The 13547-nt window shown below is 63.6% G+C and carries 11 protein-coding genes; 8 read left to right on the forward strand and 3 right to left on the reverse strand.

All coding sequences use genetic code 11. From position 1 onward, the window contains the following. Positions 1-44 precede the first annotated feature (44 nt). From AC0969_RS01830 to AC0969_RS01840, 3 genes are read right to left on the reverse strand one after another with little or no spacing between them, the layout of a single operon-like run. On the reverse strand, positions 45-1499 hold the full coding sequence (locus AC0969_RS01830; RefSeq protein ID WP_479622415.1) for an efflux transporter outer membrane subunit: 1455 nt from the start codon (positions 1497-1499) through the stop codon (positions 45-47). Continuing rightward, entirely contained in the window at positions 1492-4641 is a 3150-nt protein-coding gene (locus AC0969_RS01835) for an efflux RND transporter permease subunit (RefSeq protein ID WP_479622416.1), read from the reverse strand. Before AC0969_RS01835 ends, AC0969_RS01830 begins: the two co-directional genes overlap by 8 nt. A 14-nt stretch (positions 4642-4655) precedes the next feature. After that, complete coding sequence (locus tag AC0969_RS01840; RefSeq protein WP_479622417.1) at positions 4656-5861, reverse strand: efflux RND transporter periplasmic adaptor subunit; 1206 nt, start codon at positions 5859-5861, stop codon at positions 4656-4658. A gap of 187 nt (positions 5862-6048) precedes the next feature. Between AC0969_RS01840 and AC0969_RS01845 the strand changes: the two genes are divergently transcribed. The 8 genes from AC0969_RS01845 to AC0969_RS01880 all read left to right on the forward strand — a co-directional run bounded on the left by AC0969_RS01845 (position 6049) and on the right by AC0969_RS01880 (position 13543). Next, complete coding sequence (locus AC0969_RS01845) at positions 6049-6696, forward strand: TetR family transcriptional regulator (RefSeq protein WP_479622418.1); 648 nt, start codon at positions 6049-6051, stop codon at positions 6694-6696. 4 nt (positions 6697-6700) lie between these two features. After that, positions 6701-7078, forward strand: a complete 378-nt coding sequence (locus tag AC0969_RS01850; RefSeq protein WP_479622419.1) for an S-adenosylmethionine decarboxylase family protein — start codon at positions 6701-6703, stop codon at positions 7076-7078. 125 nt (positions 7079-7203) lie between these two features. Next, the gene (locus AC0969_RS01855) at positions 7204-7998 is read left to right on the forward strand and encodes a glycine-rich domain-containing protein (protein ID WP_479622420.1); all 795 of its coding nucleotides are present in this window, start codon (positions 7204-7206) and stop codon (positions 7996-7998) included. A gap of 52 nt (positions 7999-8050) precedes the next feature. Then, entirely contained in the window at positions 8051-9079 is a 1029-nt protein-coding gene (locus tag AC0969_RS01860; protein WP_479622421.1) for an SPFH domain-containing protein, read from the forward strand. Positions 9080-9091: 12 nt separating this feature from the next. Beyond that, positions 9092-10588 (forward strand): DUF4178 domain-containing protein, encoded by a 1497-nt coding sequence (locus AC0969_RS01865; protein WP_479622422.1) that lies wholly within the window; start codon positions 9092-9094, stop codon positions 10586-10588. Positions 10589-10608: 20 nt separating this feature from the next. Beyond that, positions 10609-10827: a DUF350 domain-containing protein gene (locus AC0969_RS01870; RefSeq protein ID WP_479622423.1), complete on the forward strand. Its 219-nt coding sequence runs from the start codon at positions 10609-10611 to the stop codon at positions 10825-10827. After that, entirely contained in the window at positions 10827-12371 is a 1545-nt protein-coding gene (locus AC0969_RS01875; RefSeq protein WP_479622424.1) for a polyamine aminopropyltransferase, read from the forward strand. The genes AC0969_RS01870 and AC0969_RS01875 overlap by 1 nt, the downstream gene beginning before the upstream one ends. Beyond that, positions 12371-13543, forward strand: a complete 1173-nt coding sequence (locus tag AC0969_RS01880) for a DUF418 domain-containing protein (protein WP_479622425.1) — start codon at positions 12371-12373, stop codon at positions 13541-13543. The genes AC0969_RS01875 and AC0969_RS01880 overlap by 1 nt, the downstream gene beginning before the upstream one ends. The last annotated feature ends 4 nt before the right edge of the window (positions 13544-13547 follow it).

Genomic DNA, 13547 nt, shown 5'->3' on the forward strand with positions numbered 1-13547 from the left:
GCCCCCAGCCGCAGGGCGTGGGGGCGTCGAGGGAGTGACGTGAACTACGGTTTTGTGCTCTGTGCCACCACACTGCCCGCATCCCAGCCGCCGCCCAGCGCCTTGTACAGGCTGACCACGGCGGCCAGCTGGCTGCGTTGGGTGTCGATCAGGCCGGATTCGGCCTGGGCCAGGTCGCGCTGGGCGTTCAGTACTTCCAGGTAGCTGGAATAGCCGTTTTTGTAGCGCAGGTCGGCCAGCCGCAGGGTGCTGCGCAGGGCGGCGATGCGCTGGGCGGTGGTGGCGGTGATGTCGCGCCCGGCGGCCACGTTGTTCAGCGCGTCATGCACGTCGCGGAAGGCGTTTTGCACCGTCTGGGTATAGGTGGCCACGGCCTGCTGTTGGCGGGCGTTGGACGCGGCCACCACGGCATCAATCGCCCCGGCGCGGAAGATCGGCTGGGTCAGGTTGCCCACCAGGTTCCACAGCAGCGAGGCCGGGTCGAACAGGTCTTTCAGCTCCCGGGACTGGTAGCCCAGGCCCGCCGTGAGGCTGAGCTTGGGGAAGTAGGCGGCGCGGGCCTGGCCGATATCGGCGTTGGCCGCGATCAGGCTTTGCTCGGCAGCCACCACGTCGGGGCGGCGGGCCAGCACGTCAGAGGGCAGGTCGGCCGGAATCACCTGCGCGGCATACAAGGCCCCCAGGCTGGCGCCCCGGGCCAGCACCGGCCGGGCGATGTCGCTGGGCTTGCGGCCCAGTAGCACGGCCAGGGCCGATTCGGCATTGCTGCGGTTTTGGCGGGTCTGTTGCAGCGTGGCCTGGATGCCAGCGGCTTCGGATTCTGCTTGGCGCAGGTCCATCTCGCCAATCACCCCGGCCGTGAAGCGGCGGTTTTGCAAGCGCAGGTTTTCTACCCGGGTGGCCTGGGTTTGCTCGGCCAACACCAGCTGCGCATCCAGCGCACGCAGGGCGAAATAACTTTGCGCCACATTGGCGTACAGCGTGGTCAGCACCGTGCCCCGGCTGGCGGCCTGGGCCAGCAGGCGGGCACGGGCGGCTTCGTCGGCACGGGCGTATTTGCCCCAGAAATCCAGCTCGTAGCTGGCGCTCAGGCCCAACTGGCGGTCGTTGGAGTACGGGTTGCTGCCCGAACTGAAGCTGGCCGCATTTTCACTGGCGCGGCGGCGGGTGGCGCTGGCATTCAAATCTACCGTGGGGGAGAAGTTGGACGCGTTTTGGTCCAGCGTGGCGCGGGCCTCGGCAATCCGGGCGGTGGCCAGGGCCAGGTCTTGGCTGTTGCTGGCGGCTTCGTTCAGCAGGCCGTCAAGCACTGGGTCGTTAAAGCCCTTCCACCACACCAGCCAGTCCACATGGGCGGCGGTGCCGGTGCTGCTCAGGCTACTGGGCAGGTCCAGCGCCGGGCGCTCGTAATTTGGACCAATTGGGGCTATACCGCAGGCGGATAATGCGCAAGCAGCTATCAAAGTAATAGCAAATGATTTCAGTGTGCGCTTAGACATGGTGCGCTCCTTGGCCGTGGGCAGGTTTGTTCAGACTTTTAAAGTCTTCTGGCGTGCTGCGGAAATGCCAGTCATTGACCAATTTAAAGAACAGCGGCACCAAAAACACCGCCAGGAAGGTCGCCGCCAACATGCCACCCAGCACACCGGTGCCGATGGACTTGCGCGCTGCCGCACCCGCACCGCTAGAGAAGGCCAAGGGCACCACGCCCAAGATGAAGGCCAGCGAAGTCATCAGAATCGGGCGGAAGCGCAGGCGAGCAGCCTCCAGCGCGGCGGCCACGGGGGACAAGCCCTCCTCCACCTTCATCATGGCGAACTCGACGATCAAAATCGCATTCTTGGCCGACAAGCCCAGCAGCGTGACCAGACCAATCTGGAAGTACACGTCGTTGGTGTAGTTGCGCAGGTACACCGCCACCAGGGCCCCAAAGATGCCGAACGGCAGTGCCAGCAGCACCGACAGAGGCAGGGTCCACTTTTCGTACTGCGCGGCCAAGATCAAGAAGATCATCACAAAGCCCGCGCCGATGGCCAGGCCGCTGGAGCCGCTGCTGCGCTTTTCCTGGAAGGCGGTGCCGCCCCAGTCGTAGCCCATGTCGGTGGGCAGCACTTTGGCGGCCGCGCGTTCCATGGCGGCAATCGCCTGGCCCGAGCTGTAGCCGGGTTTCGGGTCGCCCAGAATCTGGATGCTGGGCAGCGCGTTGAAATGCTGCACCGAATCCGGGCCGGCGACGAACTTCACATCGGCCACGGTGCGGATCTGCACCATCTTGCCGGTGTTGGTACGCACGTACATATTGCCGATGTCGTCTGGCTTGGAGCGGTACTGGCCCTCGGCCTGCATCAGCACCTGGTAGATACGGCCGCTTTTGTTGAAGTCGTTTACGTAGTAGCTGCCCAGGGTGGCCGCCAGGGTGTTGTAGATGTCGGCCACGGCGATGCCCATAGAACGGGCTTTTTCGGTGTCCACACTCACATACAACTGGGGCGAGTTGGCTTGCCAGAGGGTTTGCACACCTTGCAGCTCGGGCTGCTTGTTGGCCTCTTCCAGCAGCGCGGGCAGGATTTGCGCCAGGCGGCGCACACCGCCTTCGCCCTTGTTTTGCAGGTTGAATTCAAAGCCGCCGGTTTGGCCCAGGCCTTGGATGGACGGGGGGGTGAAGGCCAGGGGCAAGCCCTCCTTGATGCCGCCGGTCTTCATATAGAACTCGCCCACCAGCTCTTTGGCCGACTGGGTGCGCTGCTCCCACGGAATCAACGGGAAGAACATGGTCGCTGCCGACGATTTCAAGCCGCCACCGCCCAGAAAGTTCAGGCCCACCAGGCTAAAGGTGGAGTCGATGTTTTTATTCGACGACTCGATGGCCTCGATCTGCTTGACCACCGCATTGGTGCGGTCCAGCGACGCGCCTTCGGGCAGGATGGCGGCGGCAATGAAGTAACCCTGGTCTTCGTCGGGCACCAGGCCGCCAGGAACGATCTTGAACAGCAGCCCGGTCAACCCGGCCATGCAGACAAACAAAATCACGCCCATAAAGCCACGCTTCAAGAAGAAAGCCACGCCTTTGGTGTAGCGCAGGGTCAGCTTCTCAAAGCTGCGGTTGAACCAGGTGAAGAACGGGTTTTTGCGCTCGGCACCGGGCTTGAGTAGCACCGCGCACAGGGCCGGGGTCAGCGTTAGCGCGACGATGCCGGAGAGCACCACAGCAATGGTGATGGTGACCGAGAACTGGCGGTACAGCTCGCCCGCCAAGCCGCCCAAAAAGGCCACCGGGATAAAGGCGGCACACAGCACCAACACAATGGCGACCACCGGACCGGTGACTTCGCGCATGGCTTCAATAGAGGCTTCACGCGGACCCATGCCCTCCTCGTGCATCAGGCGCTCGACGTTCTCCAGCACCACAATCGCGTCATCCACCACGATACCAATCGCCAGCACCATGCCGAACAGGGTCAGGGTGTTGATGCTGTAGCCCAGCAGGTGCAGGCCCGCCATGGTGCCGATCAGCGACACCGGCACGGCCAGCGTGGGGATGATGGTGGCGCGCCAGCTTTGCAGAAACAAATACACCACGATGAACACCAGCACCATCGCCTCGGCCAGGGTTTTCAGCACCTCGTAGATGGACTCGGTGACGAAGGGCGTGGTGTCGTAGGGGGTGGAGTAGGTCAGGCCTTCCGGGAACTTGGCCTTCAGCTCGACCAGGGTTTTCTCCAGTGCTTCACGGGTTTCCAGTGCGTTGGCACCGGTCTGCAAAAACACGCCCACAGGCACAGTAGGGTGGCCGTTGATGCGGCCATAGAAGTTGTAGTCTTTGGAGCCCAACTCGACCCGGGCCACGTCTTTGAGACGCACGATGGCCCCCTTGTCACCGGTGCGCACAACGATATTGGCAAAGTCGGCGGGCTCTAGCAGGCGGCCCTTGGCGGTAACGGTCAGGGTCAGCTCTTCGCTATTGCCCGGCGGCGCGCCGATCTTGCCCGCAGCGTACTGGGCGTTTTGCTCGGTGATGGCGCTGGAGATATCGCCCACGGTGATGCCCATTGCCGCCATGCGGTCAGGGCGCAGCCAGATGCGCATGGCGTAGTCTTTGGCACCAAAAATTTGCACATTGGTGGTGCCGGGCACGCGCTTGATGGCATCCAGCACGTTTTGCGTCACGTAGTTGGAGATGAACAGCGCGTCATAGCGGTCGTCGGGCGAGTAGATGGCCGCCACCGTCATGAAGCTGGACGAGCTTTTGGCCACGGTGACACCCTGGCGCTGCACCTCTTGGGGCAGCTTGTTGAGCACCTGGTTGACGCGGTTGTTGACGTTCACCGCCGCGATGTCCAGGTCGGTGCCCACATCAAACGTGATGTCGATACTGACAGCACCGTCGCCCGACGAGGTGGAGCTCATGTAGAGCATTTTTTCCACGCCGTTGATGGACTGCTCGATGGGTGCTGCCACGGTGGTTTCCAACACTTCGGCCGAAGCACCCGGATACACCGCCCGCACATTCACGACCGGTGGCGAAATTTCCGGGTAGCGCGAGATCGGCAGCACGCGCATAGCGGCCAACCCGGCCAGCACCAGGAACAGAGAGAGCACCGTCGCGAAGATCGGACGGTCGATAAAAAACTTGGAGAACATGGGGGTGTTGCTCCTTATTTCGCAGCTTGTGCAGCAGCACTAGCGGGCGCAGAAGACGGTTTTTCTGCGGACGGTGCGCCACCGGGTGCGGCAGCCACATAGGGCACCGGTTTGACGGTCATGCCCGGCTCATGGGCCTTGATGAAGCCCTCCACCAGCACGCGGTCGCCGCTTTGCACGCCCTTGGTGACGATCCACTCGCCCTTGGTCCAGCCATCCAACTCCACCGGGCGCGGGGCCAGCTTGTTGTCGGGGGTGACCAGAAACACAATCTTGCCCATAGGGCTGTCGATCACCGCACGCTGCGGCACGCTGATGGAATTAGGACGGCTGGCTCCGCCCAGCAACACGCGCACAAACTGGCCGGGGCGCAGGCTGCCATCGGGGTTGGGGATTTCGGCCCGGGCATCGAAACTGCCGGTGGCGGGGTTGAGCTTTTCGCCGGTGAAGTTGAGCTTGCCCGCACGCGGGTAGATGCTGCCATCGGCCAGTTTCACGTTGACGCTGAAACCCAGGCTGCCATTGGCCGACTTCTTGCCGGGTACGGCCAGTTGGCCCGCGCCGACTTGCTTGTTGATGCGCAGCAGGTCGGCTTCGGACACACTGAAGTTCACATACATCGGGTTGGTTTGCACAATGGTGGTGAGCAGGCTGTCAGTGGCCGACACCAAGCTGCCGTCGGACTTGGCCGCCGTGCCAGTGGTGCCACTGATGGGGGCCAGCACGGTGGTGTACCCCAGGTTCAGGCGGGCCTCATTGGCCTGGGCTTGGGCTTGCTTCAGAGATGCAGCGGCGGATTCGGCGGCCGACTTCGCATCGTCAAATTCTTTTTGGCTGATGGCTTTCTCGGCCACCAGCGGGGCCAGACGGGCCTGGTCGCGCTGGGCCTGGTTGACCTTGGCCTGGGCCACGGCCACATTGGCATCGGCGGAGGCGGCCTGGGTCTGGAAATTGGCCGGGTCGATCTGGAACAGTGCCGTACCGGCCTTGACCGTGGAGCCCTCTTCAAACATGCGCTTGCTCAAAATGCCGGCCACCCGGGCCCGCACCTCGGTTTCGCGCGAACCGGCAGTTTGGCCCACATACTCCAGCTCGACCGCATGGTCCTGGGCGGTCACGGTGACCACCGACACCTCGGGTGGCGGCATGGCACCACCGGGGGCACCGGCCTGGCCCGCAGACTTACCGCAGGCCACCAACGCCAACGGCAGTGCGGCCAATAAAAAGGGAGCCAACCACCGCTGGCGCGCAGTGCGTTCAGTGCGTGTAGGGGAGTGGCCGAGGGATGGAGCGCGAGGCGTTGCGATGGACATAAACATATTGAGGTTTAATGAGGTTGATGTAGTATCACATACATTCATGTATGTTTATTTTTGTAAGCCAGTAACCCGGAAACAGCACCTCGCCATGGTCAGAAAAACCAAAGAAGACACTCAGCATACCTATGACGCGTTGCTGGATGCCGCCGAGCGCGAGTTTTTCGACAAGGGCGTGGCCCAAACCACACTCGCCAACATCGCCGCCGCTGCGGGTATGACACGAGGCGCCATCTACTGGCACTTTAAAGATAAGGCCGCTTTGCTACAAGCTCTGTTCCAACAGGCCATGCTGCCGATGGAGTCCATGCTAGTGGAGCTATCGACCTGCACCGCCAACGACCCACTGGGGGCCTTGCGCTACCTGTGCGTGCACGCACTGACCACCCTGGCCGAATCCCCCAAACAGCAGCGAATTTTTAGCATTCTGTTCCTCAAGTGCGAAAACATCGGCGAAGTGGCCGATGTGCTGGAGGACGACCTGGCCTGCCGTGACGAATGCCAGGCGCGGGTGGAAACTATCTTGCAGCAAGCCATGGCCCAAGGCCTCTTGCCGGCCGACACCGACACATTCCTCTGCCAGCAAGCCGTCAGCAACTTTATCGTTGGCACCATGCGCGAATGGCTGCTTGCGCCCCAGCGCTACCCGCTGGCCAGCGCCGCTCCGGCCCTGGTGGACATGCTGATCGCCGGTCTGCGCGCCTGCCCGCCCCGGCTGCCCAAACCACCCACCGCCTGAGCGGATGCAAGGCCTGCACCTCACTGCCGACCTGCATGGCTGCCGCTGTGCCGCCGTCTGGCTGCTGGATGCGCCCCTGCTGGGCGTGGCCTGCCGCGATGCCGTACACGCCGCCGGTTTGCAAGCAGTGGGCGAGTTGTTTCATACATTTCCAGCCACAGCGCATGGCCCCGGTGGGGTTACAGCTACTATTTTGCTAGCAGAGTCGCACCTGTGCGTACACACCTGGCCCGAGCAGCGCGGCGTGACGCTGGATGTGTACGTGTGCAACTTTGGTGCCGACCATTCCGCCAAGGCCCAGGCGCTGCTGGACGCGCTCATCAGTCTATTTGCGCCAACGCAGGTGCAACGGCAGAGTTTGCAGCGCGGCGCGCCCATTTAATAGTGACCCGGACTTCGCGCACAGCTGTTTAAATTTTCAAGCCTTTTAGGCCTCTAGCGCATATAAAACATGCGCAGACAGCTATTATTAATGTAGCAAAAAAATTCTTGGCTACAGTAGCGCCCATGCCCCACCTGCCGCACCCGAACCTTCGCCAACGCATCCTCACCCTGGTATGGGCCCGCCGTGGTTTGCTGTGGGTACTGCTGCCCTTGGCGGTTTGGGGTCTGACGCAGCGCCAGTGGTGGTGGCTGCTGGTGCTGGGTATGGGGGTGTTGCTGCGGGCGGCCTTGACATCCATGGAGCTGGGCCTGCGCAGGCAGTTCATCCGCGATGCTGCGCTGCCGCGCTTTTTGACCACCCACATTCTGGCCGCCCACCCCGGCCTGCATGCGCGCGATGCCGAACTGGTGCTGCGCGGGCTGCGGCAGTTCTTTATGGCGCATTTGCGCAGCGGGCGGCAGTTTGTGGGCATGCCGTCCAAGGTGGTGGATACCGCCTGGCACGCCTACATCCTGCACACCCAAGGCTATGCACGCTGGTGCCAAAGCGCCTTTGGCAGCATGCTGCACCACACCCCGGCCGAGGTGATGGGCCGCAACCCGCAACACAACAACGGCCTGCGCCGCACCTGGTTTTGGGCCTGCAAGGAAGAAAGCATCCACCCCCGCCAACCCAGCCGCCTGCCGCTGCTGTTTGCGCTGGATGCCAAATTCGGCATTGAAGGCGGCTACCGCTACACGCCCGACTGCAAAGACATCGGCGCCCAAAGCGACACCGGGGCCTACTGCGGCGGCGACTTTGGTGGTGGTGGTGGGGATGGCGGCAGCGGCGACTTTGGCGGCTCTGACAGCAGCTCGGACGGTGGTTCAGACGGCGGCAACTGCGGTGGTGGTGGCTGCGGTGGCGGAGGGGATTAACCCGCACTGCGTCGGATACCATGCCTCACCCTTTCTGCAACAGGAGCACCGCATGGCCTTGATGGACTTCATTCGCAAACAGTTCATAGACATCATCCAATGGACCGAAGACGACGACGGCACCCTGGCCTGGCGCTTCCCCGTGGCGGACATGGAGATCCAAAACGGTGCCTCGCTCACCGTGCGGGCCTCGCAGGTGGCCATATTTGTCAACGAAGGCCAGGTGGCCGACGTATTTGGCCCCGGCATCTACAAGCTGACCACCCAGACCCTGCCGGTGCTCACCTACCTCAAAAACTGGGACAAGCTGTTCGCCTCGCCGTTCAAGAGCGACGTGTACTTCTTCAGCACCCGCCAGCAGATCGACCAAAAGTGGGGTACGCCCCAGCCCATCACCATCCGCGATGCCGACTTTGGTGCGGTGCGCCTGCGCGCCTTTGGCAACTACAGCTTCCGCGTGGCCGACCCCAAACTGTTCCACACCGAAATCTCCGGCACGCGCGATGTGTACAGCGTGGCCGATGTGGACGGCCAACTGCGCGGCCTGGTGCTGCAAAACATCAGCACGGCGATTGCCAGCAGCGGCATCCCGTTTCTGGACCTGGCCGCCAACCAGCAGGTATTTGCCCAGGCGCTCAGCACCCAGTTGGCCCCGGAATTTGCCAAGCTCGGCCTGCAACTGGACGGCATGACGGTGCAAAACCTGTCGCTGCCCGAAGACCTGCAAAAAGTGCTGGACCAAAAAATCGGCATGGGCATGGTGGGCAACGACATGGGCAAGTTCATGCAGTACCAAACCGCCCAGGCGATCCCCAAGTTCGCCGAAGGCGCGGGCGGTGGCGGTGGCATTGCGGGCGACGCGATGGGCCTGGGCGCGGGCGTGGCGCTGGGCCAGGTGCTGGCGCAAAACCTGCAAGCCGGTTTGCAGGGCCACACAGCAGCAGCCCCCGCCGCTGTGGGCATGAAGCCCGAGGAGGTGATGGCCATGCTGGAGAAGCTGGGCGGCCTCTTGGCCAAAGGCATCCTGACGCAGGAAGAGTTCGACTCCAAGAAGGCTGAGCTGCTGAAAAAACTGGTTTAAGCCTTTCGATTCGTGGCGACCCCGTCCCCCCAACGCGCCTACCGCGCACCCTGCCCTGGCTGCGGTGCGCCGGTAGACTTTGTCAGCGCCCAGTCCAGCCACGCCATCTGCGCCTACTGCCAGAGCACGGTAGTGCGCAGCGGCGAGGTGCTGTCGCGCATCGGCAAAATGGCCGAGCTGTTTGACGACCACAGCCCCCTGCAACTGCACGCCAGCGGCAGCTACAAAACCCAAGGCTTTACCCTGGTGGGCCGCCTGCAATACAAATACGGCGAGGGCACCTGGACCGAATGGCATGCGGTGCTGGCCGACGGCAGCAGCGCTTTTTTAAGCGAAGACAACGGGGCGTATGTGTTCACCACGCCCTTGCTGGCCCAGCGCGAAATTCCAGCCGCCGAGCACTTCCGCGTGGGGGCGACCACCGCCATCAACGGCAAAACCTTCAGCGTCGCGTCCAACCACAGCGTGGCGCTGCTATCGGCCCAAGGCGAGTTGCCGCACCTGCCCGCGCTGGGCGTGCCCTTCGCCATGGTCGAGCTGCGCAGTGCGGCAGGCGAAGTGCTCAGCGTGGACTACGGCGCGCAGCCGCCCAGCCTGTCCATCGGCTCGGCGGTGCTGCTGGACGATTTAAAGCTGGTCGGCCTGCGCGCCGAGTCAGCCAAAGAAGAAAAAGGCCGCCAGTTCGACTGCCCCAGTTGCGGCGCACCGGTGGCCGTGGCGCTGGCTAGCAGCAAAAGCATCACCTGCGGGGCCTGCCACAGCCTGATCGACCTGACCGGAGGCATCGGCGGCGAACTCCAGCACACCGCGCAAGACGAGCCCGTGCAACCGCTGATTCCGCTGGGCAGCCAAGGCACGCTGCAAGGCGTGGTCTGGCAGGTGGTGGGCTTCCAGCACCGCATGGGCAGCGTGCCGGGCGACGATGAACAATTTGGCTGGGAGGAATATTTACTCTTCAACGCCAAGCGCGGCTTTACGTTTTTGGTAGACAGCCTTGACGGCTGGAGCCTGGTAAAGCCCACCACCGGCGCACCCGAGATGGCGGTCAGCGGCCAGAGCGCCACCTACCTGGGCAGCCGCTATGCGCTCAAGGAAAGCTACAACGCCGAAACCAGCTACGTGCTGGGCGAGTTTTACTGGCAGGTGCAGCGCGGCCAAAAAACCAGCAACCGCGACTTCGCCAGCGGCAAAAGCCTGCTTTCCCGAGAGCAAACCGCGCAAGAAGTCACTTGGTCGGTCGGCAGCCAAATCAACAGCGCGCTGGTGGCCACGGCCTTCAAGCTGGAGGGTAAAAAAGACCTGCTCCAGCGCAGCGATGCCACGCCGCTGGGACTGGGCAGCGGCAACATCGACCCGAAAACCGTGCTGTGGATCATCGTGATCGTGGTGCTGGTGGTGGTTCTCAGCACCCGCCGGAACTGCAACCCGAATGTGGAGAACTGCAATTCCAGCACCCGCACGTCCGGTGGTTCGTTTGGCGGCTACAGCAGCGGCGGCGGACACAAGTAATTTTTTAAGGAGTAACCAATATGGTTGTCGAATGGCTGCGGCCCGAGGTGTTTTTAGGTTCCATCGTGTTTGCGCTGGTGGGCGTGGCGGTGTTTGCGCTGTGCTTTGTGCTGATGGACAAGCTCACGCCCTACAAGCTGTGGGAAGAGATCATTGAAAAGCAGAACCTGGCGCTGGCCCTGGTGGTGGCGGCCATGTCGCTGGGCATCTGCATCATCGTGGCGGCCGCTATCCATTGATGCGGACTGAGAACGCCGGGCCGCGCCCGGTCGAGGTGGCGCTGCTGGCCAGCGTGTTTGTGGTGTCTGCCTGCGGGCTGGTGTATGAGCTGGCAGCGGGGGCACTGGCGTCTTACCTGCTGGGCGACTCGGTGTTGCAGTTTTCCACCGTTATCGGCACGTATTTGTTTGCGATGGGCGTGGGCTCGTATTTGTCGCGGTTTTTTGAGCGCCAGTTGCCCGCGCATTTTTTACGCATAGAACTGCTGGTGGCGCTTATCGGTGGTGCGTTACCAGCTCTTCTTTTTATAGCAAATGCGTATCTGCCGGGTGCTTTCCGCCCGCTGCTGTACAGCCTGGTGCTGCTGGTCGGCACACTGGTGGGGCTGGAGATTCCGCTGGTCATGCGCATCCTGCAACGCAACGTGGCGCTGAAGGATTTGGTGTCGCAGGTGCTGACCTTCGACTACCTGGGCGCGTTGGCGGTGTCGCTGGCGTTCCCGCTGCTGCTGGTGCCGCACCTGGGCCTGATCCGCACGGGGCTGCTGTTTGGCCTGATGAACGCCGCCGTGGCGCTGTGGGCGCTGTGGCTGTTTCGGCACGATCTGCGCCAGTTCCGCGCCCATGCGCTGGCCTGCTTACTCACGCTGGCCGCGCTGGCGCTGGGCATGGCCGGGGCCGACCGCATCACCACCTGGGCCGAAGACAAGCTCTACCAAGACCGCGTGGTACTGGCCAGCACCTCGCCCTACCAGCGCATCGTGGTGACACACGGCGTGGGCGAGGGCAAGGCGGGTTACCGGCTGTTCTTGAACGGCAACCTGCAATTCGCCCAGCGCGACGAATACCGCTACCACGAGGCCCTGGTGCATCCGGTAATGGCGGCCCACGGAGCCCCCAAAAAGATAGCCGTGCTGGGCGGTGGCGACGGCATGGCGGTGCGCGAAATTTTGAAATACCCCGGCGTGGAAAGCATCACCCTGGTCGAGCTAGACCCGGCCATGACCACGCTGTTTAGCCAGCAGCCCGCGCTGGTGCAGCTCAACGGCGGCGCGCTGCGCTCTCCCAAGGTGCACACCGTCAACACCGACGCATTCCACTGGCTGCAAACCACCACAGACACCTTCGACGTGATCGTGGTGGACTTCCCCGACCCGACCAACTTCGCCATTGGCAAGCTCTACACCAATTCGTTCTACAGCCTGCTGGACCAGCGCCTGGCGGCCAGCGGCTATGCCGTTATCCAGACCACCTCGCCCCTGGTGGCCCGCAAAAGCTTCTGGACCGTGGCCACCACCATCGAATCCGTGGGCCTGACCGCCACGCCCTACCACGCCCATGTACCCAGCTTTGGCGAATGGGGCTTCACCATCGCCAGCCGCCGCCCCTACCGCCTGCCCAGCGCCCTGCCCGATGGTTTGCGCTTTTTAAGCCCGCACAGCCTGCCCGCCCTGTTCGACTTCCCACTGGACATGGCCCGCGTGCCCACCGAGGTGAACCGCCTGTCGAACCAGGTGCTGGTGACCACCTACGAGGCCGAATGGGGACAGGTGGCGGGGCGGTGATGGCAGCCCGTAGCCTGCGCAACCCCTGGGTCGATGCCTTGCGCGCACTGGCGCTGCTGGGGGTGTTTATCGTCAACGCGGTGGGCTACGCCCAGGCCCCCGACTACCCCCAGCCCGTGGGCGGGCCGCTGCCTGCCGATTCGCCACTGGCGCTGGTCTTGCACGGCCTGCTGCTGGCCTTGGTGCAGGGCAAAGCCTGGTCGGTGCTGTGTTTTTTGTTCGGCTTCAGCCTGGGCGATCTGGCACTGCGGCTGCGCGCCACGGGCCTGGATGTGCGGCTGGGGCTGCGTGCGCGTTACCGCAAATTGCTGCTGGTCGGCGTGCTCCACGGGGCGCTGCTGTACTTTGGCGACATCCTGACCATGTACGCCCTGTGCGGCTGGCTGGCAGCACGCTGGGCCACCGCCCGACCAGCCCAATTGCTGCGCATAGGGCGGCGCATTGCGGTACTGGTGGCGGTGCTGCTGGTGCTTGTGGCGGGCATCTTGTGGTTGGCGCCATCCGCCGATGCGGAACTACGGGCACAGCCGCTCATGCACGCGCCCACGCTGTGGGCCTTCATGGCGGGCAATGCGGCGGCCTACCTGTGGGCGCAAATCAACTCAGTACTGTTTTTTCTGCCCATGCTGCTGTGGCTGACGGTGGCCGGCATGCTGGCGCGGCGGTTCGGGCTGCTGGGCCCACGGCGATTTGCCCGCCAATTTTGGAGCCGCCACCTGGGCACTGGGCAACTGGTGCTGGCCTTGGCGCTGAACCTGGGCATTGCCCTGGCCGCCGTGCGGCTGCATGCGCTGGGCCAACCTGACTCCACGCAACTGGGCGGCTACACGTTGCTGGCGGCCCTGCCCGGCATGTGGCTTGCCGCTACGGCCATAGGCTGCTGCATGCGCTACCAACACCGCCACCCCACACCCCCGCGCTGGGTGGTATGGCTGGCCCCGGCGGGTCAGCACACGCTGGTGATGTACCTGCTGCTGTCTCTGGCGCTGGTGCTGGGCCGCACGGCCTTGCACCGCCTGGACGGCGGCACGGCACCCAGCTTGGCACTGGCGATGTCCGCCTGGCTGGCAGCGGTATGCGCCGCCCGCTGGGCCACCCGGCAGGGGCTGCGCGACCCGGTCAGCCGGTGGTTGTCGCAGCGGCCCGCAAGCGCTGTTTTAAACAAGGGCTAACGCG

Source organism: Rhodoferax sp. LB1P47 (assembly GCF_056521445.1).

What these genes read in the sequence shown, in the direction of transcription:
- AC0969_RS01830 (WP_479622415.1), bottom strand. Translation starts at nt 1,499, where the DNA reads ATGTCTAAGCGCACACTGAAATCATTTGCTATTACTTTGATAGCTGCT.
- AC0969_RS01835 (WP_479622416.1), bottom strand. Translation starts at nt 4,641, where the DNA reads ATGTTCTCCAAGTTTTTTATCGACCGTCCGATCTTCGCGACGGTGCTC.
- AC0969_RS01845 (WP_479622418.1), top strand. Translation starts at nt 6,049, where the DNA reads ATGGTCAGAAAAACCAAAGAAGACACTCAGCATACCTATGACGCGTTG.
- AC0969_RS01850 (WP_479622419.1), top strand. Translation starts at nt 6,701, where the DNA reads ATGCAAGGCCTGCACCTCACTGCCGACCTGCATGGCTGCCGCTGTGCC.
- AC0969_RS01855 (WP_479622420.1), top strand. Translation starts at nt 7,204, where the DNA reads ATGCCCCACCTGCCGCACCCGAACCTTCGCCAACGCATCCTCACCCTG.
- AC0969_RS01860 (WP_479622421.1), top strand. Translation starts at nt 8,051, where the DNA reads ATGGCCTTGATGGACTTCATTCGCAAACAGTTCATAGACATCATCCAA.
- AC0969_RS01870 (WP_479622423.1), top strand. Translation starts at nt 10,609, where the DNA reads ATGGTTGTCGAATGGCTGCGGCCCGAGGTGTTTTTAGGTTCCATCGTG.
- AC0969_RS01875 (WP_479622424.1), top strand. Translation starts at nt 10,827, where the DNA reads ATGCGGACTGAGAACGCCGGGCCGCGCCCGGTCGAGGTGGCGCTGCTG.
- AC0969_RS01880 (WP_479622425.1), top strand. Translation starts at nt 12,371, where the DNA reads ATGGCAGCCCGTAGCCTGCGCAACCCCTGGGTCGATGCCTTGCGCGCA.